The sequence below is a fragment of the uncultured Cytophaga sp. genome (genome assembly GCF_937863595.1).
Classification (GTDB): domain Bacteria; phylum Bacteroidota; class Bacteroidia; order Cytophagales; family Cytophagaceae; genus Cytophaga.
This window is the reverse complement of the sequence record NZ_CALMGQ010000001.1, coordinates 1-25,217: the sequence shown is the minus strand read 5'-3', so window position 1 is coordinate 25,217 and position 25,217 is coordinate 1. Positions and strand designations below refer to the sequence as shown.

Sequence of the window (25,217 nt, the reverse complement as noted above, 5' to 3'; positions counted from 1 at the left end):
CGTACTCCGTACTCTATACTCCGTACTCCGTACTCTATACTCCGTACTCCGTACTCTATACTCCGTACTCCGTACTTTCTCTCTTTCTTTCCACAAATCAACCTTTTATTACATATTATAATTTTATGCGTAGGTCGTATCGTATATAATTCCGTAATTTTGCGCTACTTATATATAATGCATGAAGATTTTAATGATCGGGCCATTTCCGCCTGTAATAAATGGGGTAACTGTAAGTAATGAATTTTTATACCAACAACTCGTTATAAAAGGAGAGGCTGTTTCTAAAATCAATACCGAAACAGGTGCAATTGCATCCCGACAAGGGGACAAGATCAGTATATCAAAAATTTACACCTTTCTCTATATCTATAAATACCTCTATAAAGTTCTAGGGGAAGATGTTATTTATATGGCCATTGGACAAACCTTTTGGGGTTTGGTTAAATATACTCCGTTTATTTGTTTGGCTAAGCTTTTGGGTACGCCTTATGTGCTGCACATACATGGAGGCTATGTATGCAATGCGTATGATGGAATGAGTCCCCTAAAAAAGTGGATGTTTAAACATTTATTACATGGCAGTAAGTCCATTATTGCACTTTCATCTGGTTTGGCAGCAGATTTAAGCAAAACATTTCCCAAGGCACATATTGATGTAGTAGAAAATTTTTACGATCCCCGTCTAATTGGAAATCCCATTGCGCGCACATCACATGCGCAGCCAAGGTTTTTATTCCTAAGCAATTTAATGTTGGGTAAGGGTATATTGGATTTCTTGGATGCTCTACTGATTCTAAAGAATGAAAAACAACAGGCATTTCAAGTTGCCATTGCTGGGAGTATGGAAAAGGGGATAGGGGATTCTCTGAATAAAAAAATAGAAGCGCTCGGCGAGAGTGTGTATTTTTTTGGACAGGCAGACTTTGAGCAAAAAAAAGCCTTATTGTATTGGTCCGATGTATTTGTGCTGCCAACCTGGTATGTCATGGAAGGGCAGCCCCTCAGTATCATAGAAGCATACGTTACAGGCAATGTAGTCGTTTCTACCTATCAAGGCGGTATTAAGGATATAAGTGGATACACTTCTTTTGTTAAGGCGGAAGCACAAAATTCAAGTGCTTTGGCAAACACGTTACTAAAAGTGACAACAGAACTCCTCAATTTTAAACATCAAATTGTACAAACACAAGAAGCTGCTCAGAAACGATTTGATTCTTCACGTTTTGTAGAAGAGATTTTTTCGGTACTTAAAAAATAGAGGAAGAGGATTATGAATTATGAATTATGAAGCATGAATGAAATACATCCTGGTATGCACGGGAGATTTACGTTTAATTATTAGTGCGTAGTCAGTAAATATTGGTCAGTGAAAATTTAAAAAAATAAAATTTAAAAAACTTTTTTCAATATCCTTTCCAATTGTTAAAATCAAGAGAATCTTATTTTCCTCGTCTAGAAACTAGCACCTAGCTAATATTTTCCTGCCCAATTATTTTATTCTGATGAGGCCGTCTTAGTACTCTATACTAAGTACTTTATACTTCTCCCTACTAACACCTAGCTGTTTTTTTTCTGACCACTGTTCACTGACAACTGTTTTCTCGTACCTAGTGCCTTTTCCTGACAGTAATAGCCGCCTTAGTACTCCGTTCTTATACGTCTAGTGTAATGCCACGGCCTTCTCTTTCGACCAAAAAAAGAAATAGATAATGATAAAGGCATACACAACTAAGTTAAAGATGGTATGGTTTAAGTCTGCTACGCGAATGGAATGGGTGGTTGAAATACATACAATGACAATGCGCAATAGATTCAAAAGATAGATGCAGCTTAAGCCAATAAGTAGATGCACGAGTTTGTTTCGGGTACTTGGATAGCACGAGATGAGTGTGAAAAAAACAATCATTGTCTCGATTGCCAAACAAGAGTTATTGATTTGTACACCACCTGGACCTAAAATGGTCACGCCCAATTTATAGGCGTACGAAGGGTAGCCTAAAGAACGAACAATCCAATTTGTAGGGTTTATATAACTGTATCGTACAACTTGTATAATGTCGTATTTTTCCAATATGGGGAAATACAACAAACCTCCTACATCCATCGCACCGATAAATGCTAAGAAGGAATATTTTAAAATAACAAAAACAACGACAGATTTCAGAAAGAAAAATGCAATGCGATTCTGTTGTAGTTGAGCGTAAAGGGATTTTAAAAACTGTATCAAGACTGAAACCATCCTTGACTAAGAAGCCATTTTTTTCTTGATCAAACGATAGCCACCAACAGCCAAACCTACAACTAATAACAAGCCTGTCTCGCCATCAATTGGGGTAGAGGTATCAAAACATGGATTGCAATTAGGGAATGTTCCTTCGCAACCATCCGGGCACTGAGCCATTAAAGATGCAATTGAAAGATAAAAAGAGCCAATAAATAAAATGCTTAGGTTGATAAATTTTTTCATTGTTGTATTGATTAAAAGCGTATTGAATGTGTAGTGTTCCACTAAATTAACGATTTTAAATTAAAAGTCCTTTGTTTTAACAAAGGACTTTTAATTTAAAATGAGAAGTAGATTTATTGTACGATGATTTTTTTAGAAGTAATCGTACCATTTTCAACAACTTTAACAATATATGCACCAGGTGCAATGCTTGTTGTTGAAATTTGACCAGAACCAGTTACAGCAACGTTGCTCATTACTGCAGTACCCAATACATTGTAAAGGGATAAATTGCCAGTAGTGTTTGAGTTTACCAAGGTAACATTGATTGTACCATCAAAATAATAAATAGTTGTTGTTGTAGCGCTTGTAGTTGAAGTACCACTGTTTGCAAATCTCAATTGGAAACGATTTGTTTGCGTAGAATCCACTGTAACGGTATGTGTAGGGTTTGATTTTAAATCTACTAACACACCAGTAGTCTTATCTTCTAAATACACATTACCTTCAATTGCATCTACATTTTTAGGAATAAAGGTGTACGCACCTGTTTCAGTTACTTTAAGACCCAATGGCATCACATAACTTGAACCTAAAGAAGGAACAGAATTGATGCTGTAATCTACTCCTAATGAGCTAGTATAAAGTGAGGGTGCAGCGTCTGGGTTAATCATTTTAAGCGCATCTTTATCGCCTTCAAAATCAAATGAAGCATTGTCATTTAAAACAATAACCGCTTCATCTGTATAGTTTTTATAGGAAACCTCTAATGCAAATGCACTTGATACAGCCGTTCTGCTGTATAGATTTGGATTGATTGCAGTTGTACGTACTGTGTTTGTAGCTGTTAATGAACCTATTCCACCACCATTTGTAGTGATATAGAAGCCTTGGAAAGATGGAATGTAAGGAGAACCACCATTACTTGGTATGCCATCGATATAGGTAGCAAAGGTGCCTGATGCTGGATTAAAGAAGTAAAGTGCATCATTCAAATTTGTTTTGGTCCAACCTGCGCTGTTCCAATCCAAAGTGCTTGGGTAGGGGTTACCTGCCAATACAAATTTATTTGCAGCTGCAGAACAAGCAGTAGTGGTATAGCTTGCCGCATGTGCATAGGCACCTGTAACATCTACATCACCGCTTACCGTAGCATAAAACTGAAATCCGATACCTTGAGTAAAGGCTGTATTGATCGGTTGCCCTGTTAAGTATTTTTGTGTAGTGCAATCCCAAATAGACAAACGAGATTTGTTAGTAGAAGGACTAACAAATTCAAAATCATCCGCTAAGTCATTTGCTGTTGCACCTGCAACCGGGAAGGCTAAGAAGTTAGAAGCTGCAGTAGGGATGTTTTTAACAAAGGTAACATTGCCATTTAATGTACCTGTACCCGCACCGCTAACAGCACCAGTAGTTAAATTAACAACTAAGAACCCACCTGTGTTTATGGTACCTTTTGTCAATGTAAGAATACCTGTAATCGTTGCAGCAGACGTAAATGTTTCAGTTGAAGTGGTGTTGAAGCTTACATCATTAAAGCTTGCACCATTTGCATTGATGTTACTAGGAGTAGATCCAGTAAAATTAACCAATCCATTTAAACCACTGTATGAGTTTGCATTTGCAGATGTCCATTGGCCCGTTAAATTAATTGTAGCGTTTGAACCATTTAAAATTGCTCCACCCAAAACAGCTAAATTATTTGATACAGTTAAAGGCGAAGAAACAGGCGTTTTTGTACCCGAACCTGCTAAAATTAAATTGTTGTATGCAAGTGTAGGGATAGATTGCGTTGCTCCATTAAAACAAATAGAACTGTTTGTTGTGGTCAATATATTACTAACACCTGTATTAAGAATATTAGCTACAAATACGGTATCTATAGCTGGAAGAATTTTATTGGAAGCATAATTTAATTGCAAATTATAGTACTGAATCTTTCCAGGAATGGATTGACTACCAGCAGTTCTTTCAAAGGCTATCGTGCCAGTATTTGCATTGAAAACACTTCCAGTTTTTACAATAAAATCATTATTTATGGATACAATACCTGTTGAAGAAGTCAATATTGCTCCATTGTTAATGGTAATATTGTTAAAGGTATAACCTGAACTACCTAATAGTGTGCTTGTGCCATCAAAAAGAGTAGTGCTATATGTATTTAAATACGTACCATTATTGACAATATTTCCTCGAATAGTAAGCGTTTTACTTCTGTTATTAAAGGATGCACCGGAGTTAATTGTTAGAGTCCCATTAACTGTAATATTATCTAACAATTCAATTATTACAGGATTGTTAAAGGTTAAATCGTTGATAACGGTAGAATTATTAAAAGGGATTTCCAAATCCATTAAATTAGCCTTATCTGTATATACAAGATTAATTATACCTAAATAAGTCGGTGCCTTCAGTAATTTCCCTGCGCTTTTAGTAATAGTGCAACCTGAAGATAAAAGAAGGGCGTTAGAAGTATTATTCAGTTTACCTGCCAATAAATTTAATGCTTTAGTTACCGTAATTGGAGCTGCTAAAGCAACAGTAACGTTCCCATTATATATAGTCAAGGTATTTAATGTGATTGTTTTTAATAATATCGTATTTACAGGTGATCCCGCAATAGTTAAATTAGAAGTGCCACCACCAATTAGTGCCCCGTTACCGATAAAATTATTTTTAAGTGTTAACGTATTAGTTCCTATTAAAAGTGAATTTCCAATAGTTATGGTTAATGTATTACTCAATGAAAAGTCTGATATCAGACTATAGCTTCCAAGTATATTTACGATATGATTGTCATTAGAAATAGTTGCGCCATTAAATGAAATTGTTTTATCAATCCCATTTAAATTATACGTAGGGAAACCTGAAGAATTAGAGTTCTTTGCATAATATTTCCCGCCAGTTATAGAGATGTTTCCAGAAATATTATAGGTTGAATTTCCACTAGCAGGTGTTGAATTGAAGTTTCCATAAAACGTACCATTGAACATTTTTAAATCACCATTAATATTAAATGTAGGTGAGCCAGGTGATTTCGTACTCATCCAAATGCCATTATTGATAATTATATTTCCGCCAATATTATATGTAGGATTGAAAGAAGAGGAGGTTGTGCAGAATGTTCCGTTATTTAAAATTAAATTGCCAGAAATTGTAGTTGTACCTCCATTATCCATCGAGTAAATCTGGTTAATGTTTGTAGAGGTAAGTATTAGATTGCCTCCTACAAATAAGTTATTGCTAAAACTTGCAGTTAAAATAGATGTTGCTGTAATTTTGACATTTAAATTGCCGCCGTAAGTTATATAACGCATGTGATTTATTACTCCTCCTTGCACATATTCCACAGTAAAGGTTGATGTAGTACTTACAGCACCTAAATTTAAATTGCTATAAGCAGATTTAACAGCATATTCACCTGTATTTTGAATGTCTGCTGTAAGATTGTGGTCAAAACCATTTGCCGTAAATTTGCCCGATTCTATAACCAATTTGCCGCCACCAGACACGGTCCAAAGTGCAGTAGCAATCATATTGTCTCCGTTTACAATGTGAAACTCATCCCCCGAAGTGAAATTGCTTGGGTTGGAGCCTCCACCTACAATGGAAGAATTCCATGCAGATAACAAGTTTGGATTAGCGCTTCCTCCTAAACTCTTTTGAGAGTAATAGGTTGCAGCCTGACTTTGAAAAAAAAGCGTACTCAAAAATAATATGCTTGAGTATTTTAATAGAGCGGAAAATTTAGATCCCATATAATTAACGTGTTAAGGTACTATGTTATAAAATAAATACGATTCGAACATTTTTACTTCAAACGTAATTTATCTAATTGAATTACTGCTTGTACATTCAGCCAATTACAAATATAGTTATTATGAACTTAAATTAATCAACATTCTAGAAGATATACAATTCTAAACTCACAATAAACGTACAGATAGGATTATTTGAATATTTTTATATATTATGTAAAGCATTCAAAAGCAGTATTGCTCGTATTTATATCGTATTTAGAATTAAAAGGTTATGGGGTTTGAGAGCAATAAGCTACTGATGTAAGAGAATGGTAAGAAATCAATTTTACAGGATACTACATACAGCTTGTTTAGCCAATTTGAAAAATGGTATATTTGGCGTTTGCTGGAACAATAGCAAATTCTAAATTTCTACCAAGCTACTCGATGCTTTTTTCCTGAATCCCGCCCAAAAGCGGGACAGGCATTATCCACTGGTCCACTGACCACTGTGTCCACTTACTACCGTCCACTGTCCACTATTTCTCTTTATCCCTTTTATAATGCCCTTTTTATTCGTATTATTGTACTATAGCTATAAAAATGCTTCAACTCCAACATTATTATATCAAGGTCAAATGAATAGATATTTTCTTTTTTTTCTGCTGTTTTGTGGTTTTTTGTCCCAATCCTGTTTAAAAATTAAAAAGCAGACCTATTTTCAAGGGAGCATCAGCGATACGGCTGCAAAGGTTTTTAACAATCCCATACTAAGCTATCAACTTCGTCCGGGAGATGTATTGTACATTAAAATATTGAGTCCAGAACCCCGCTTGAGTTCCTTTTTTAACACGGAACCAGAAGGTGTAAATGTACAAGCTACACCAAACAATTTATACATCAAAGGGTATTTGGTGAACGATACTGGCTATGTTGCGCTTCCTATATTAGGCACCATTAAAGCTATGGGTTTGACTCTGGATGCGTTTAAAGCTTCTGTAACCGAAAAAGTAGAGCAAATGGTATCTACTTCCACCGTGATTGTAAAGTTTGCGAGTTTTAAAATTACGGTGATGGGAGAAGTAAAAGGACCTGGTGTCGTTTTTTTTACAAATGAACGTGTTACGGTTTTGGAAGCCTTATCCAGTGCGGGTGATTTAACGGATTTCGGAAAGCGATCCAACATTCAAGTCATTCGTAATTTTGTAGATGGGCATTTTGAAAAAGCCACACTTGATTTAAACAATATCAATGTTGTGTACAATCCTTATTTCTATCTGCAACCCAATGATGTAGTCTATGTGTCACCAAACAAATCGGGTGTGGCAAAATTCAACACGGCAAGTTTAACCTTGCTTTTTGCCAGTGTTTCTACCATTCTTTTAGTGTTAAATTTTATCAGCAGAAATTAAAATTATTTTATACCATGAGCAATCAGGTTACACATACACAACAAGAGGAAGGCTTCTTGGATTTTAATAAATTTTTTAAAATCATTCGCCGCAATTGGTATTTATTTGCCCTTTCCTTAGCCCTTTCCTTTGGCGTGGTGTACATGTATTTAAAATACACCATACCTATTTACAGTGTATCGGCAAAAGTATTTATTAAAGATCGCTCCAGTCATGCCTGGGGATCATCCAATTTTTTAGAAGGGGCACAAATGTTTGCGCCTTATAATAATTTGGAAAATGAAATGATTTTTATGAAATCCAATACCATGATGCGCCGCACCATGCAGCAATTGGATTTTGGATATTCGTATTACAGTTCGGGTACCATCAAAGACATAGAAGCCTATCCCTTTAAGCAGTTTCAGGTGATACCCGATACCATGACACCGCAAATTACCAATACCAAAATATATGTGTCTGCCTTATCGGATTCTACCTTTGAAATAAAAATAGATACCGAAAGTCCCACTTTTTATAATCGTATAGATGATACACGCAGCTATTCAAAAAATAGCTATTTGAATTTTAAAACCCAAGGGACGTTTGGAAAACCTGTACACATAGAAAACAGTATTTTCACCCTACAAAAAGACAGTTTTCTTACATATCAAATTGGACATGTATATTATTTTGTAGCTCAAGACATTGAATCTCAAATCCGCTATTGGCAAGGAAAAACTTCCGTTATTCCGGTTAATAAAGAAGCGTCCATTGTCAATATTGGTGTGAATGGTCCAAACTTAAATAAATGCATTGCCTTTTCCAATATGCTGGCGAGAGTCTACATCAATCAAGGATTGGTGGAAAAAAACCAGATAGCTGTCAATACCATTAATTTCATAGATTATCAATTGCATGTCATCAAAGATTCCTTAAATGTGGTAGAAAGTGATTTGGTAGATTTTCGTTCCAAGAATAAGGTGATGGACATCAATTACGAAGCACAAATAGATTATACCAAATTAAAAGAATTGGAATCCGAACGGGCTAAATTAAATATCCGTCAAAAGTATTTTCAATACATACGCGAATATGTATCGGCTGAAAAAGATTATACGGCTTTGGTTGTACCAAGCACACTGGATATCAACGATCCCAATCTCAATAGTTTGATTGGGGAATTGATTGCTTTGGGTAACGACAAGCAAACGGTGATGAAAAACAGTTCGTCCCCCAATAATCCTTTTTTGAAAAACATCGAAAGCCAAATCCGCTATACCAAAGATGCTTTGCTCGAAAATTTAAACAATTTGAATCGGGCAACAGAAATCAGCATGAGCGAATTGAGCAAAAATATAGCATCCATACAATTGGGTTTGAGCAAATTGCCGGTAACTGAACGCGAATTTTTAAACATCGAACGTAAATTTAATGTCAATGATGGGATCTATAATTATTTGTTGGAAAAACGAGCCGAAGCCAGTATTGCAAAAGCTTCCAGCACGCCCGACAATAAACTAATAGATGTGGCAAATATTTACGATGGCGGTATGATTTCGCCCAAGTCAAAGACATTATACACAAGTTCAATTATAGCGGCTTTGTTTTTACCTTTATTGTTTTGCTTGTATGTGTATTTTACGGATAATAAAATATACACCAAAGAAGACATAGAAGAATTTAGTTCAGTGCCTTTTATCGGCAGTGTGGTTCATTCGCTAGCTGCTACCGGAAACAGTGTATTGGACAAACCCAAATCGGGTTTATCTGAATCCTTCCGATCCATCAAATTGAATTTGGATTTTATATTGAAACAAAAAAAAGGATTAATCATTGGGGTAACTTCTTTTAGTAGTGGGGAAGGAAAAACCTTTATTGCGATCAATTTGGCATCCATCTATTCCATTGCAGGCAAAAAAGTAGTATTGATTGGGATGGATTTACGCAAACCCCGTATCGATAAAGAATTGTTTGAAGACAAAGAAACAGGTTTGTCCAATTACCTTGCTGGGATGGTGGAGATGAAAAAAATCATACAACCTTCTAAAAAACATGAAAATATGTTTTTTATCCCTTCCGGTGTCATTCCCCCCAATCCATCGGAATTGTTGAGCTCGACAAAGATGTACGAATTGATTGCCTATTTGAAAACAGAATTCGATGTGATTATTTTAGATAGTCCGCCTATCGGTTTGGTAGTTGATTATCTCAACGTAATCAAACAAGTAGATGTAACAACCTACATTGTGCGTCAAGGCATGACGGCGAAGCAGTCTTTGGCAATTATCAACGAATTGAGCGCAAAAGAAGATGTACCAAACGCCTGCATCATTTTAAATGATGCGCGTGCCGAGCACAATAAATACAATTCCTATGGCATGGGCTATTACTATGGTGCCTATTCCGGCTATTACGAAGAAGGAGATCAGAAGCCATCTAAAATTCAAGCTTTCATTGCAGGATTTAAAAACTTTGTAACTAAGAAGCAATCATAAACGCACAAATGAAGGGACACATCCCTGTTTTATTTTCATGAAAATTGCTGTTCATATATTAGCTTATAATGTAACACGTTTTATACAAGCGGTACTTGAAAACGCCTTGCCGCATGTAGATAAAATTTACATTGCTTATCCCAATCGCCCTTGGGGCTATGTACAAGACTCCCGAGATACTGGTGCAAACCCAACCACGCTTGCGGATATTCAAAAGTCAGCTTCGAGTTCCAAAATTGAAATTGTGCAAGGAGACTGGGATACTGAAGAGGCCATGCGCAATGCCTGTTTGCAGAAAGCCAAAGCGGAGGGCTTTGATTGGTTTTTAATTCAAGATGCCGATGAATTCTATACCGAGGCTACATGGGAAAATATAAAAGCCTATTTAGCTTCCAATACCGAAAACGATTTATTGATAACTACCTGGTATAATTTTTGGAAATCGTCTCATTATGTGGTCACGTATTCAAACGGAAGTATAAAAGGTACCAATGCAGGTTTTGCCTTGCGTTGCGCTTCTGACATCCATTTTACAAGCAAACGATTAACCAATGCGCGTGCGCCCAAGATAATTGATTTTGTGTGTTACCATTATGGTTACGTGATGTCGGATGAGCAAATGCATGAAAAACTCAAAACCTGGGGGCATGCAAAAGAAGTAAATACACCAGCTTGGTTTTTGCATAAATGGAGAAATTGGGATGAAACAACCGAGTTTCTGCATCCAACAAACCCCAGCCATTGGCACAAAGCAATTCGCTTTCCCTTGGAACAACCTCCCTTTGCAGAGCAGTTTGCCTTAGCCCTGCATACACCGAAGAAAAAAAATACAGATCGTCTGGGCGCATGGTATTACAATACCAAAGTGGCAATCAACAAAGAAATACACAGCTACAAACAAGTTTTAAAAAGCATCTTTTCTTAAATATAAGTTTCATGCTTCAATATACATCAACAACGTATGTCTGCAACAAATAGGATCCTTTCAGGGAGTGCTGCATCATGGGTACGAATCTTCATTTCGATTGTTTCTCAAATAGTATTGGTTCCAGTATACCTAAGCTATTGGCCAGTTGAATTGTATGGAATTTGGCTGGCGATTCAAGCAGTACTCAATATTTTATCGACCTTAGACAAGGGTTTTCAGAATTATTTGGGTTTTGAATTTTTGCGCTTGGGCGAAAATAGAAGAGAAGAAATCGCCCAACATGTATGGTCTGGTGTTTGGATGGGAATAACCATTGGTCTACTTCAAATAGCCATTGTATTGGGTTTTACACTAAGCGGTTTTACGCATGTATTGATTGGGGAAAAGGCAATCCTTTCACAACCTACCTTAATACAAGATGCTGCATGGGCCTTATTATTTAGTTCCATTGCTTGGTTATTAAGTGGCAGTGTAGGCGGTATTTTAGGAAGAGCATTAACACCTTTTGGGTATTATCCCCGCATGAGTTGGTGGGGTGTATGGGCAACTATAATTACTTCTGCAGCTCCTGTAATTGCAGTAGCTTCTGGAGCAGGGCTCTTTGGAGCTGGACTTGTAGCTGCCTTGGCAACAGTAGCCTATAACATTCCCTTGTATGCCGATATTTTCAGACTCATGAAAAAAGAACGCATTGGTTTTGTCACCAGTTCCATTAAATTGGGTTTCATAGATTTTGGATATTCATTGGCTTTGTCGGGAAAAGATTTACTAGAAAATGCACGTCAACAAGGTGCTCGCTTAATATTGGCCCCACTTGCAGGCGCAGCTGGGGTTGCCGCTTTTGCAACCATGCGTACCGGAGCAAATATCGCCTTACAAGGTTTGGGAACCTTAACAAACCCACTTATGCCTGAATTGATGCGCTTCTTGCATCAGCGCGATCAACAACGTACCGATGCCTCATTTGCTACCGTTTGGATGATTGTTGTTGTTGTGATGTCTCCAGGAGTTGTTGTTTTTCAATTGTTGGCAGAACCTTTATTCGCAAGTTGGACCCGAAATAAAATTGCATTCAATCCGCTTTTATTTGCCGTACTTTCATTAGGGGTATTGGTCTATGCAATTGCGCAGCCCGCCATTACCGTCATTCGTGGGAATAATTTACTCCGAGTGCAAGTGCTTAATTCGGCTGTATCTGCAATCGTAGTAGTAGGGGGTATGGTACTTTTGGTTCCATATTTTGGAATTGTGGGTGCTGGTTTTTCTTTATTGGCAGCAGAAATTATAACTGCTTTTTTATATCGCCAACAAGCAAAAAAATGGTTGGAATCCCAACACATGGCTTGGCCTAAAAAAGCATCCATGTTGGCTTCATGCTCTGTATTGATTGCTGCCAGCGCCATGGGCGCAATGATTTATCTGCCTACCGACTATAAAACAGGGTGTGTTGCAATCAGCATGGTCTTGTTTTTAATCAACATCAAAGCCTATATTGCCTCATTGCCTGCAGTAGCATTGGATAAAATAAAACAAATCGCATCCAAATTGCCGGGTTTGGGTTTTCTGAAAAATGAATAATACTCCACACATATCTATTATAACACCTGTATGGAATGGCTTGCCTTTACTACAAGAATGCATAGAATCGGTTTTAAACCAAAGCTATACAAATTGGGAATTACTCATCAGCGACGATGGTTCTACCGATGCGTCTAGAGAATACTTACGCAGCTTAACAGATCCCAGAATCCGTATTTTTTATCAAGAAACCAATCTGGGGATATTCGGCAACTTAAATGCCTTGTTTCAAGAAGCTACCGGTGAATACACGCAGCTCTTATGCCAAGACGATTATTTCACCAGCAGCCAATCCTTACAATCCATTCATACCTATTGGGAACAGGCACCAGCAGATATTGCCTTTGTTCGGTTCAATTATGAATCTGTGGGCAAGAATCTCGCAACCATTTTCAAAGCGGGTAAGGTTCCTGGAGTGATTTATCCCTCACAAGCAGCCTTATGTTTTTTTACTTCAGGTAATATTCCTGGAAATTTATCTAATATATCGCTGCGTACATCCTTGATTGGCCAAATAGGGGGCTTTAGGCTTGACATGCCTTATGCAGGTGATTTTGAAGCGTGGGCTAGAATCGCAGGGAAGCACCCTTTTGGAATAGACGCCCAAAATCTAGTTTTTGTGCGCAGACATCCGGGTGCAGCATCCAATTTCTTAAACAAACAAGGGGAAATCATTCGTCAAAAAGCGCGTATTGTGAACCGCTTATTTGGGAAATTAGCAAATCAAGAGGTGTATTCTGTGTTTCTCTTAAAACTTATGGGTACCTTAGTATATGATTCCTTAGAGCGTTGGGTTGGTTTCAAAAGTGCCTTAAGAGGTAATGATGCCTATCTAAAAGAATTGGATCGTGTAGTAAAAGAATCTGATTTTGTATTTTCTTCTGCAACGGGACGTTGGGCTGTTTTTATGTGTAGTTTTGGCGGACGCATAGGCAGGAAGTTCCTAGCATCTGTATTAAAAAAGAAGCACAATCAACAATATCCCGATCGTTCCTTATAATACGTATAGTACATGAAAGTTACGCAAATCTCAATAGGTCGTTTTCATCATTTTCATTTGGCTCGCCAATTTGAGAAACACAATTTATTGGAACATATTTGGACAGGCTATCCCAAGTTTAAATTAAAAGACGAACAGGGCATACCTGCAGAGAAAATTAAAACCTTTCCTTGGGTTCAGGCTCCTTATATGTTACGGGGCAAGTTTGGATTGGATAAATGGGCATGGCTGAATCGGGAATGGGCGCACTTGGCACACGAAACCTTAGACAAACATGTGGCAGGTACTTTGAAAGAAGCCGGAATTATCCTAGCACTTTCTGGTGGCGGCTTACATTCGGGTCGTGCCATGCAGGCTTTGGGTGGAAAGTTTATCTGCGATCGAGGCTCTGCACATATTGCAACACAAAACAGCCTATTAACGGAAGAATACAAACGTTGGGGTTATACCTATGCAGGTATTGACCCACGGGTTATCGATAAGGAACAACACGAATACGAACAGGCAGACATCATAACGGTACCATCCGAATTTGCGCGCAGATCTTTTTTGGAGCAAGGGATTGCCGATGCTAAAATAAAAGTAATCCCCTACGGCGCCCGCTTAGAGCGTTTTTCAAAAGTGGCAGAACCCGATGCAGAGACCTTTCGAGTATTGTGGGTGGGTAACATCCATTTTCAAAAAGGGTTTTTAGATGCACTGCAAGCCTTCATTGATCTAAAACATCCTAAAAAAGAATTTATTGTTATAGGGCATTTAACGAAGGAAATTGCGGAGTTGCTTCCTACATTTAATTTAAATCAGGTTGTTTTTAAAGGCACCGTGCCAAACATCGAATTGCCCTATTGGTTTAGCAGCTCGCATGTATTTGTGCTGAGCAGCATACAAGATGGATTTGGGATGGTATTGGGCGAGGCCATGGCCTGTGGCTGTCCTGTAATTGCATCCGACAATACCGGAGCAAGAAACATCCTAACAGATGGCATAGAAGGCTTCATTGTACCCATTCGTTCTCCTAAGAACATTACAGAAAAAATGCAACATCTCGCCGACGATCATGCCTTACAACAAAAGATGAGCATTGCAGCCTTGCAAAAAGTAACCTCTTTGGGTGGATGGGATAGTTATGGCAATAACATGGCAATGGAAATAAAAAAATGGATAAAAGCCTAGTCTTATCTAATCAGTTTCATAAAAAAAAGCGACTTGACATATTGTTTAGGTTAGGGCTTGAACTGCCCTTACCCATGGTAATATTGTTCACCCTACCTTTATGGATTCTTGCTGCATTATTCGATAGTGTGTTCGTTGGCAACATTGCAGCTATAGTAGGATTAATCATTTGTTTTGCTTGGTTTTGGACCATACTTAAAAACCAAAACCAAATGCTGCGTTTTATGCGCTTGGGGGCTATCGTATTGTGTATCATACAATTTATGGCTTGGTTGACGTCTTCCTATATTCATTATTCTGAGAATATGGAAATGAAAGAATCCCTACAAACCTTATTGGGTTTTGAGTCTGCTGTTTCCTATTACTGCATTGCAATTTCTTTTGTTATTGTTTTTGCATTTTTCTTTGCGCTTTTAGGGTCAGCAAAAATGATTCAAAGCTTAGAACAAAATGTGGTGAAGCAATTGTTAAAAATGATGTACATAAAAAATATTACTTTATATGCTTATATTTTTCTGCTGGTTTTATTTGAATTACTCTTAATCGGTTCAGGAATAGTAGGACAACGTTCTATAGTAGTTGAAGGCTATGAAGCGGGCCAAAAACCATTTTGGAATGTGTTTTACGAAACATTTTTATCAATTCATATTATATTGAATGCTTTATTAGTCTATAAAATATTTAATGAAAAGTTAAATAAAAAAATGTTAATACAATTGTTAGCTATTGTATCATTTTTGGTGTTAGCTTTTATTTTCTTTAGTAAAGGCAGAAGTGGTTTTGTTTTTTATTTAATTTCTATAGGGTTTTGGTATATTTTTTTATCCAATAAAAGACCTGCAATCATAAAATTAATAGTGTTGATTATAATCGTATATCCAATCATATCACAATTGTTGCTTTTTAATAATTTTATGCGCACTAAAAATTCAAATGTTGAAGATGTAAGAGGTAGTGCTATTGATGTTTTGCCTCAAGCATTTGATTCCTATGTAAATTCAAGTGACTTAATTGAAGAAGAGAAGGTTCGAAGCAGTAAGAATTTGGCAACTCGACCCTTAGTAGCTACCCCACTCGCACAATGCATACATTTAGATGAACGAGCAAAATATTTTATGATGGGAGATAATTTAATCCATTCGCTTGTTTGGGCATTGCCAGGTGCACTTATACCAAATAAAATAGATTTCCCCATACAAGAAGAATTGTTGTATACGCATTTTCCAATTGGGTATTCGGACACGGCTGACTCTATTTATTTAGGGGCATACACAGATTTTGGATGGGTTGGTTCCATTGGTTATCCTGTTTTCTTTTTATTAATTTGGGTTCTTTTTTTGTTTTTATATTATAAAATTAAGCCGACATTATTATCTTACTTGGCTTTAGTGGCTGTTTTTTTTCAGACAATGGTATTAAGTATTGGCGAAGGTTCTGTCCTTTCGTGGCTAGTAAGTTTTAGAACGGTATTGATATTTTTTATCATCGACATAGTAATGCTATTTTTTCTGTTTTTTATAAAGAGGAATAAAATGAATAAAAAGAGGCACTAAAATGAATATTTTATACATAGGAGAAACTAAATCGAGCGCTACGGCATTTCATAGAGCACAAGCATTGGAACGTTTGGGCAATGATGTTTCATTTATTAATCCAAAGAACTTTATAAATTTCAATGTAAACTCAAAATTGAAAAGTTTTTTTCATTACCATACGGGATATACCTTCTTACAATCGAAGATAAAATATGCTTTAAAAAAAGAATTAACACAGCTACAATCCAAGCCAGACCTTGTTTGGGTAAACAGTGGCGAATTGTTGGGACCTGTCAGTATGAAGGCCTTAAAAACCTTGAACGTGCCAGTGGTATTGTATAATAACGACGACCCAACTGGGGGCAGAGACGGTAATCGCTTCATGTCCTTGTTAAAAGCAATACGCTACTATGATCTGTGTGCGGTATTGCGTGTGCAGAATGTCGCAGAGTATAAACAAAAAGGCGCGCAAGACGTGCTGCGTGTGTTGATGTCTTACGACGAAATCATGCACAAGCCCTATGTAGAACTGTCTGAAATACCCGAAGACATGAAATCAGAGGTAGCCTTTATTGGCACCTGGATGAAACATGAAAACAGAGATGTATTTATCTTAGAGTTAATAAAAAAAGGGGTGCCCATCAGTATACGAGGTGATCATTGGAACAAAAGTCCGTATTTTGAACAACTCAAAGCATATTGGAAAGGCCCTGCCGTATATGACAGAGACTATGTGGCAGCCATTCAAGGGGCAAAAATATGTCTGGGCTTTTTATCCAAAGGGAACAGAGACTTACACACCCGTAGGTCGGTAGAAGTCCCCTTTATTGGGAGTTTGTTTTGTGCAGAACGCACCAGCGAACATCAAGAAATGTATGCCGAAGGGGTTGAAGCCGTATTTTGGTCTTCGGCCGAAGAATGTGCTGCGCTCTGCCTAGACTTATTGCAAGATCCAGCAAAATGCGAAGCCATACGACTTGCAGGTATGCAACGCGTACGCAAATTACAAGCGGGCAATGAAGACATTGCACGCCTCATTTTGAATAAGACATTCAATTCATAAATCCCCTTTTTAAAGGAATTTAAAGGAATATACCTATATGGCAATAAAATTACTCGTATTTGATTCGCATCCTGTGCAATACAGAGTCCCTGTTTGGCGTCAATTAAATACCTTGCTTGATGGCAGCATACATGTAGTGTATGGCTCAGATTGTTCGGTGCGTGGGCACGAAGATGCGGGCTTTGGGCGAACCGTTGCATGGGATGATCCCATGCTAGATGGCTATACCCATACGGTATTAAATTGCGAAAAGGGAAAGCCCTTATCAGGCTGGTCCTCCTTAACGGGCGAAGGAGTTGAAGCGCTTTTAGATGAACTAAAACCCCAAGCAGTTTTGCTTACCGGTTTGAATTACCGCTACGATCACAAAGCATATCGGGCAGCACGCAAAAGGAACATTCCTGTTTGGCTGCGTTGCGAAACGCAAGATGAAGCGGGGGAGCGTTCGTTTTTTAAATCCATTATTCGATCTGTGATTTATCGCATACGCTATTTGGGTTTATCAAAAGTGTTTTACATTGGCGAATTAAACAAACAGCACTATCTACGTCATGGGGTAGCTGCGCATAAATTAATACCTGCGCGCTACGGTACGGTAGATCGCTTTAGTTCCTATACCGAAGCAGAGAAAAATACCTTACGCATTCAAGCGCGTTCCAATGCGGGCATTGCAGCAGATGCAGTGGTAATTGGGTTTTCAGGAAAATTTATTTCGAAAAAAAATCCAGATATTTTATTTTCTCAGCTTCCATTTCTTCCCACAGCGCTACGATCCCGTATACACCTGTATTTTATTGGAAGTGGCGAAATGGAGAAAGACCTGAAGCAATTGGCAGCGGAAGCAAACACCCAATATGGAGTCAAAACCTATTTTCCAGGTTTTATCAACCAAACCGAATTACCCGCACATTATTTGGCAATCGACATCCTCGTATTGCCTTCGCGCAAAATGGGCGAGACATGGGGTTTGGTAACCAATGAAGCCATGCAAGCAGGCTGTTCTGTAATTACGACTACAGCCGTAGGTTCTAGCGTTGATTTTAAGTCTTGGGCTCAATTTAGGTCATTTCCTGTGGGAGATTCTAAGGCCTTAGCGCAAGCCATTACCGAACTAGAACGATATTCGCGCAGCTTTGATTGGGCAACAGAAGCATTAAAAAAATACTCTTTAACAGCAACGGCTGAAGCAATCGCTGCTGCATGTAATCAGAAAAAATAACACCATCATTCGTTTAAAATCATAGCAATTTATGATCGTATTAGTAACAGGTACTGCAGGATTTATTGGCTTTCATGTAGTAAATCGTTTATTAAAAGAAGGGCATCAAGTAATAGGTATAGATAGCATCAATACCTATTACGACGTAAGTTTAAAACAAAACAGATTGCATACTGCCGGCATCGAACCCGGAGACTTACAATATGGCAGGCATTTAAAAAGTAAATTAAATCCCTTATACACCTTTGTTCAATTGAATTTAGAAGACAAAGCGGGTTTGATGCAACTCTTTACCACCTACAAACCAGAGATGGTTGTGCATTTGGCTGCACAAGCTGGGGTGCGCTACAGCATTGAAAATCCAGATGCCTATGTAAGCAGCAATATTACGGGTTTTATGAACATCTTAGAAGCCTGCAGATACAATCAGATCAAACATCTTGTTTTTGCTAGCAGTTCAAGCGTATATGGTTTAAATGGGCAAGAAGTATTTCATACGGAACAATCGGTAGATCATCCTATTTCACTTTATGCCGCAACCAAAAAAAGCAATGAACTCATGGCACATACCTACAGTCATTTGTTTCAAATCCCTGTTACGGGGCTGCGCTTCTTTACCGTATATGGCCCATGGGGTAGACCAGACATGGCCTTATTTTTGTTTACAAAAGCCATATTCAATAAGCAAGCGATAGACGTGTACAATAATGGGGAAATGTACCGAGATTTCACCTACATCGACGACATCGTAGACGGTATTTTAAAAGTTGCCTACAATCCACCTGTACCTAATCCCAATTGGAATGCCGCGCAACCCGAATCCTCTTCATCAAGTGCACCCTATAAAATTTACAACATTGGCAACAACAAACCAGTGAAGTTAACGGATTTTATTGATGCCATAGAATCCGCAACAGGAATGAAAGCCGAACGGAATTTAAAACCACTCCAAGCGGGAGATGTTGTATCTACCTATGCGGATGTATCGGATTTAGCTACAAATTTGGGTTATCAACCCAGCTATTCGGTGAAGCAAGGAATTGAAAATTTTGTTGCTTGGTACCGCAACTACTATAAAATTTAAGTATGCGTTTGGTTTTTTTTACACATCCACAATTCATGAAATCACAAAGCATGCCGCGCTTTGCAAGCCTCTTATCCACGGGCATGCAAAAGCTCGGTCATGATGTAGAGCTGTGGTATCCGAAACCATTTTTTTATCGAATCCCAGCACCTGGTTTTATAAAAAAATGGTTGGGTTACATAGATCAATATGTGGTATTTCCACTGAATGTGAAACAGAAAATTAGAAAAGAACCTGTCGATAGCTTGTTTGTGTTTACAGACCAAGCCTTGGGCCCTTGGGTTCCCTTGGTAAAACATAGGCCGCATGCCATTCATTGCCACGATTTTTTAGCACAACGCTCGGCACTAGGTGAAATTCCAGAAAACCCAACGAGTTGGACGGGCAAGCTGTATCAGAAATTTATTTACAAAGGCTACATTCAAGGTGAAAACTTTATATCGGTATCCCAAAAAACACAAGAAGACTTACATCGGTTTTTGAACGGAAAGAAAATACGCTCTTCTGTCGTCGTGTACAATGGATTGAATCAAGACTTTAAGATTCACGAGGTGATTGAAAGTCGAAACACACTTTCAACACATGCGAAAAGAGACTTGCATGCAGGCTATATATTGCATGTAGGCGGCAATCAATGGTACAAAAATAGAATAGGCGTAATTAAGATCTATGAGGCTTGGCGCAAGGCATATCCAGCCAATGCGCTCCCTCTAGTACTGGTAGGTGCAAATCCTTCAGCCAGCATACAAGAAGTGTTTGCAGCTTCACCTTTCAAAAAGGATATTCTTTTTTTGACAGGTTTGAGCGATCACGAAGTTCAATTGGCCTATTCAGGTGCGCAGGTATTCTTATTCCCTTCGCTTGCAGAAGGCTTTGGTTGGCCCATTGCAGAGGCGATGGCTTGTGGCTGTCCTGTAATCACAACAGATGCCGCACCCATGTCTGAAGTAAGTGGCGATGCAGGGGGTTTGATCCCCCTGTATACGACGCAAACAACAGCAAGCTGTGCCTCAATTCTGGAGCAACTTGTACATCTCCCGAAAGAAAAAAGAACAGCCTTGATTGAAAAAGGGTTTGCGCAAATTAAAAAATTCGATACAAACAGCATGCTTCGAGATCTGGAGCACATCTACAAACAACAGATTGCAAACGACGCATCTAAGAAGTAGGCAATGAAATATCTGTTCTCTTATGCACGCTGAATCAGTATAGAAGCGGGAAATATTAAAATAAATCAATATCTTTAAAGTAAAGACACCCCTTCACAGGGGCATACAGCTATCTTTCAACCCATCACTATGAACGTTCTTCGTGTTATTGCAAGCATGAACCCATCTTTTGGAGGCCCGAGTCAAGGAATACGCAATTCCATTCCCGAGCAATTAAAGGAAGGGATTCGCAATGAGGTAGTAACGCTCGACCATGCCGAAGAAGCCTTTATCAAAAAAGACACCTTTGTGATGCATGCTATTGGGAAATCGAAAGGGCCCTGGTGTTATCATGCAGATTTATTGCCTTGGCTTAAAGAACACCTGCCCACATATGATTATGTAATTGTACATGGTTTGTGGTTATATCCCAGTTATGCAGTATATAAAGCCATACAGTATTTAAAAAATACCAAGCAACGCATACCCAAGGTTTTTATTATGCCACATGGCATGTTGGATCCCTACTTTATAAAAACGAAGGGTCGGAAATTAAAAGCACTGCGAAACAACCTGTATTGGAAGGGGATTGAATCTAAGGTGGTACATGCAGCAGATGCCGTCTTATTTACTTGTGAAGAAGAATTGTTGCTTGCACGAAAAGCCTATACGCCCTATAAACCACAAAAAGAAATCAATACAGGCTATGGCATTGTTGCGCCGCCAGTGTATCAAGAAACAATGCAGGCAGCTTTTTTACAACATCTTTCAAATCCTGACTTAGCAAAAAACTATTGGCTTTTTTTAAGCCGTATTCATGAAAAAAAAGGCATTGATTTATTGATAAAAGCCTATAAACAACTTGCGCAGGAAACCAAAGCTTCTTTGCCAAACTTAATTATTGCAGGCCCTGGTTTGGATACCGACTATGCTCAGAACTTGAAAAGAGATATTGATGCAGATGCCCGTGTAAAGGAGCACATCTATTTTACAGGCATGTTGCAACACGATGCAAAATGGGGGGCGTTTTATGGAGCGCAGGCCTTTGTATTGCCGAGCCATCAGGAAAATTTTGGCATATCCGTAGCAGAATCATTGGCTTGTGGCATTCCTGTGTTAATTTCAGATAAAGTAAATATTTACAGAGAAATTGAACAAGCGAAAGCAGGGATTGTAGCACCAGATACAATCGAAGGAACATTACAGCTATTAAGGGACTGGTTGGAATTGACAGCAGCTCAGAAAGAGTCAATGAAAGAACATGCAAAAGAGTTGTTTCAAACACACTTTAATGCACGTTCTGTTGCACATAATTGGAAAAAAATATTAACAGAAATGTATACAAACAATGCTTAATATAGTGATCGTTCAAGGCGCTTTTTTGCCTGTACCACCCATACAAGGAGGTGCTGTTGAGAAAATTTGGTTTCGCATGGGGCAAGAATTTGCTGCAGTGGGCAACAAGGTAACACACATCAGTAAAACGCATGCCGATTTACCCACTGTTGAAATGCAGCATGGCGTTACATATGTTCGCATCAAGGGGTACGATACCCCTAAATCCTTACTTATATTAAAGCTGTTGGATTTGTTTTATTCCATTCATGCGCTTTTTAAAATCCCTTCAGATGCAGATGTGATTGTAACCAATACATTTTGGTTGCCTTTTTTACTAAGAGGCAAAAAAGGCAGAAAGGTCTATGCAGATGTGCAACGTGTGCCGAAAGGACAAATGAAATTTTATACGCACATCGGTCGTTTGCGTGCTTGTTCACCTGCTATAGAGCAAGCTATACGTGCGGAACTTCCCGTATCTAGTCATTCTATAGTGACGTACATACCCAACCCCGTGCCTTTTGATGTACCCAGTACAAGTACGGTCAAGGAAAAAATCATTTTATTTGTAGGACGTGTACACCCTGAAAAAGGAGTGGATGTACTTATAAAAGCCTATTTAGACTTGTCTGCTGAAATGCGTGCACAATGGAAGCTGGTTATTGTTGGGCCACATGAAATTAAAGATGGGGGTGGTGGTGATACCTATTTGAAAGAAGTTCAAGAACTCGCTGCACCCGCAAAAGTTGAAATTCTTTTTACTGGTCCTTTATTTAAGGAAGCAGATCTAAAAGAATGGTATGCAAAATCAACCTTGTTTTGTTACCCAGCTCAGGATGGTAGCGGTGATGCTGCACCAGTAGCACCAAGAGAGGCTATGGCCTATGGATGCGTACCTATAGTGTCGGCACTACCTTGCTTTAATGACTTTATAGAGGATCATAAAAATGGGTGTATCTTTGATCAAGCTTCGGCAAACCAAATAGCCTCATTAACACACATCTTTGAAGAGTTAATTGCCGATCCTGAACTAACAGCAAGGCTTTCTAAAGCTGCTATATTGGTATTGAAAACTTATGCGTCTCAAACCATTGCCCAACAATTTTTGAATGATTTTAAAACCTTGATAAAATAAATGGACGAATTATACGCACAAGAATCTCCCTACGATAGTCCTTGGACAGTATCACAGCGTGTAAAAATGCTGCTGTGGGAATATGTGTGGATGCTGTGTTGTTCTTGGACACCCAAGCCGGCAAATCCATGGCGTATTATGTGGCTTAAAATATTTGGCGCACGCATGTATGGTACACCCTTTGTACATCAACGCGCACGCATACAAATTCCTTGGAACTTAACCATGCATCACAGAGCTTGCTTAGGAGACAGAAGCAATGCCTATAGTTTGGGTAAAATAGAAATTGGCCCCGAAGCAACAGTTGCTCAAGAAGCCTATTTGTGCAGTGGTACACATGCTTTTGATCGGCCCGAACGCAATCTCATTACCAAGCCCATATACATAGGAGCACATGTATTTATAGGTGCACAAGCATTTATTATGCCAGGCGTGTATATTGGCGAATCTGCAATTATTGGCGCCTGCAGTGTGGTGACAAAAAATGTTGCAGCACATGCAACCGTAAAAGGAAATCCAGCTAAATAACGATTATGGTTTCAGTATTGATATTAACTAAAAACGAAGAACAAGATTTACCCGGCTGTTTGCAATCGGTAAGCTGGTGTACCGATGTGTGGGTGTACGATTCATTTAGTACAGACCAAACGCTTGAAATAGCAAAGGCTGCGGGTGCAAAAATCATACAACGAACCTTTGATAACTGGTCTGCCCACCAAAATTGGGGCTTGGCAAACATTCCCTTTGAAAATAAGTGGGTCTTATACATTGATGCCGACGAACGGGTTTCAGAAAGTCTGCAAATACAATTGCAACAAATGGCTTTTGATGAAGCAGAAGTAGTGGCTTATGAAATACAGCGCAGAGATTTTGCTTGGAACGGTACGTGGTTGAAACATGCACAGATTTCGCCTTTTTATCTACGCTTGTTTATGCCAGCTAAAATGCGTTACGAACGCTTGGTTAATCCTGTATCCATACCCGATGGACTAACAAAACGCATTGAAGGATTTCTCGATCATTATCCTTTTAGCAAAGGATTTCGCTATTGGATACAACGCCACTTGTCTTATGCAGATATGGAAGCAGCCATGCGCATGGAAGACATCAATACGGGAATACGATTTTCATTTCGGAAAGCACTTTTCGGAAAAGATTTTACAGAAAAACGCTTTCATCAAAAAGGCTTGTTCTATAAAATGCCTTGTAGACCCTTTATCAAGTGGTTTTATATGGTTGTTATTCGAAGAGCCTTTTTAGATGGCAGTGCCGGTATCAATTATGCTTTTTTACAAGCCATATATGAGTACTTTATTGTATTGAGAACAAAAGAATTGAAAAAATAAAAAATAGAATCATATAAATATCAAATAATCACAAAAAACGAATTTATAACCATGAAATATATAAATTTAAAAAGCCCAGGCTTATTTAGATTGTTTTTAGCATTAATAGTTGTAATGCATCATTGTGTAGATTTTTTGGTAATAGGACATGCAGCAGTATTTATTTTTTTTATTTTAAGTGGATATTGGATTGCTAAAATGTATAATGAGAAATATACTTATTATATAAACCCCTATAAGGTTTTTATAATAAGTAGAACTTTACGTTTAATGCCAGTTTATTATTTGGTATTAATTATTAGTATAATAGTTGCTGTATTTTATAAAAGTTTGTTAACTAATGTAGAATTAAATAATCCGTTTTTCTATTTAACAAATTTATTTATTATTGGTCAGAAAAATGCAAATTATTTATTGATTGGAACGGGCTGGTCTTTAGATATAGAATTGCAGTTCTATTTATTTGCACCTTTTATTTATTTAATTTTATTGAAACTAAATCACGTTGTTTTAATTTTAATAACCATATTATCATCTATAATTCAATGTCGTTTAGTTAAGCGGATTTATAGCTAGAATTTGGATTAAATTT

At 38.1% G+C, this 25,217-nt stretch carries 20 protein-coding genes; 17 read left to right on the top strand and 3 right to left on the bottom strand.

Annotated elements, in window-relative coordinates; all coding sequences use genetic code 11:
- Positions 1-193 precede the first annotated feature (193 nt).
- The gene (locus tag Q0543_RS00100) at positions 194-1,261 is read left to right on the top strand and encodes a glycosyltransferase family 4 protein (protein ID WP_299247318.1); all 1,068 of its coding nucleotides are present in this window, start codon (positions 194-196) and stop codon (positions 1,259-1,261) included.
- Positions 1,262-1,663: 402 nt separating this feature from the next.
- Here Q0543_RS00100 and Q0543_RS00095 read toward each other — a convergent pair whose 3' ends face one another.
- From Q0543_RS00095 to Q0543_RS00085, 3 genes are all read right to left on the bottom strand, one after another.
- Positions 1,664-2,230 carry a hypothetical protein gene (locus tag Q0543_RS00095; protein ID WP_299247315.1) on the bottom strand — a complete coding sequence of 189 codons (567 nt, stop codon included), beginning with the start codon at positions 2,228-2,230 and terminating at the stop codon, positions 1,664-1,666.
- A gap of 18 nt (positions 2,231-2,248) precedes the next feature.
- The gene (locus Q0543_RS00090; RefSeq protein ID WP_299247312.1) at positions 2,249-2,470 is read right to left on the bottom strand and encodes a hypothetical protein; all 222 of its coding nucleotides are present in this window, start codon (positions 2,468-2,470) and stop codon (positions 2,249-2,251) included.
- Between the two features lie 113 nt (positions 2,471-2,583).
- Positions 2,584-6,210 (bottom strand): T9SS type A sorting domain-containing protein, encoded by a 3,627-nt coding sequence (locus Q0543_RS00085; protein ID WP_299247310.1) that lies wholly within the window; start codon positions 6,208-6,210, stop codon positions 2,584-2,586.
- Positions 6,211-6,830: 620 nt separating this feature from the next.
- Between Q0543_RS00085 and Q0543_RS00080 the strand changes: the two genes are divergently transcribed.
- From Q0543_RS00080 to Q0543_RS00005, 16 genes are all read left to right on the top strand, one after another.
- The gene (locus Q0543_RS00080) at positions 6,831-7,604 is read left to right on the top strand and encodes a polysaccharide biosynthesis/export family protein (RefSeq protein WP_299247306.1); all 774 of its coding nucleotides are present in this window, start codon (positions 6,831-6,833) and stop codon (positions 7,602-7,604) included.
- A gap of 14 nt (positions 7,605-7,618) precedes the next feature.
- Positions 7,619-10,081, top strand: a complete 2,463-nt coding sequence (locus tag Q0543_RS00075; protein ID WP_299247303.1) for a tyrosine-protein kinase — start codon at positions 7,619-7,621, stop codon at positions 10,079-10,081.
- A 37-nt stretch (positions 10,082-10,118) separates the two neighbouring features.
- Entirely contained in the window at positions 10,119-11,006 is an 888-nt protein-coding gene (locus Q0543_RS00070; RefSeq protein WP_299247300.1) for a hypothetical protein, read from the top strand.
- Between the two features lie 36 nt (positions 11,007-11,042).
- Positions 11,043-12,587, top strand: coding sequence for a polysaccharide biosynthesis C-terminal domain-containing protein (locus tag Q0543_RS00065; RefSeq protein ID WP_299247297.1), 1,545 nt, complete (start codon positions 11,043-11,045; stop codon positions 12,585-12,587).
- On the top strand, positions 12,580-13,587 hold the full coding sequence (locus Q0543_RS00060) for a glycosyltransferase (RefSeq protein WP_299247294.1): 1,008 nt from the start codon (positions 12,580-12,582) through the stop codon (positions 13,585-13,587). Before Q0543_RS00065 ends, Q0543_RS00060 begins: the two co-directional genes overlap by 8 nt.
- 12 nt (positions 13,588-13,599) lie before the next feature.
- Positions 13,600-14,760, top strand: a complete 1,161-nt coding sequence (locus Q0543_RS00055; protein ID WP_299247291.1) for a glycosyltransferase family 4 protein — start codon at positions 13,600-13,602, stop codon at positions 14,758-14,760.
- 74 nt (positions 14,761-14,834) lie between these two features.
- A complete protein-coding gene (locus tag Q0543_RS00050; RefSeq protein WP_299247289.1) occupies positions 14,835-16,313 on the top strand; it encodes a hypothetical protein in 1,479 nt (492 codons plus the stop codon).
- Between the two features lies 1 nt (position 16,314).
- Complete coding sequence (locus Q0543_RS00045; protein ID WP_299247286.1) at positions 16,315-17,358, top strand: glycosyltransferase; 1,044 nt, start codon at positions 16,315-16,317, stop codon at positions 17,356-17,358.
- Positions 17,359-17,395: 37 nt separating this feature from the next.
- Positions 17,396-18,577, top strand: a complete 1,182-nt coding sequence (locus Q0543_RS00040) for a glycosyltransferase family 4 protein (protein WP_299247283.1) — start codon at positions 17,396-17,398, stop codon at positions 18,575-18,577.
- Positions 18,578-18,608: 31 nt separating this feature from the next.
- On the top strand, positions 18,609-19,661 hold the full coding sequence (locus tag Q0543_RS00035; RefSeq protein ID WP_299247280.1) for an NAD-dependent epimerase: 1,053 nt from the start codon (positions 18,609-18,611) through the stop codon (positions 19,659-19,661).
- A gap of 35 nt (positions 19,662-19,696) precedes the next feature.
- Positions 19,697-20,830, top strand: a complete 1,134-nt coding sequence (locus tag Q0543_RS00030) for a glycosyltransferase (protein WP_299247277.1) — start codon at positions 19,697-19,699, stop codon at positions 20,828-20,830.
- A 129-nt stretch (positions 20,831-20,959) separates the two neighbouring features.
- The gene (locus tag Q0543_RS00025) at positions 20,960-22,165 is read left to right on the top strand and encodes a glycosyltransferase (protein ID WP_299247275.1); all 1,206 of its coding nucleotides are present in this window, start codon (positions 20,960-20,962) and stop codon (positions 22,163-22,165) included.
- Complete coding sequence (locus Q0543_RS00020; RefSeq protein ID WP_299247273.1) at positions 22,158-23,279, top strand: glycosyltransferase family 4 protein; 1,122 nt, start codon at positions 22,158-22,160, stop codon at positions 23,277-23,279. Before Q0543_RS00025 ends, Q0543_RS00020 begins: the two co-directional genes overlap by 8 nt.
- Positions 23,280-23,807 (top strand): DapH/DapD/GlmU-related protein, encoded by a 528-nt coding sequence (locus Q0543_RS00015; RefSeq protein WP_299247272.1) that lies wholly within the window; start codon positions 23,280-23,282, stop codon positions 23,805-23,807.
- Positions 23,808-23,812: 5 nt separating this feature from the next.
- Positions 23,813-24,625 (top strand): glycosyltransferase family 2 protein, encoded by an 813-nt coding sequence (locus Q0543_RS00010; RefSeq protein ID WP_299247271.1) that lies wholly within the window; start codon positions 23,813-23,815, stop codon positions 24,623-24,625.
- A 51-nt stretch (positions 24,626-24,676) separates the two neighbouring features.
- Positions 24,677-25,201: an acyltransferase family protein gene (locus Q0543_RS00005; protein ID WP_299247270.1), complete on the top strand. Its 525-nt coding sequence runs from the start codon at positions 24,677-24,679 to the stop codon at positions 25,199-25,201.
- The last annotated feature ends 16 nt before the right edge of the window (positions 25,202-25,217 follow it).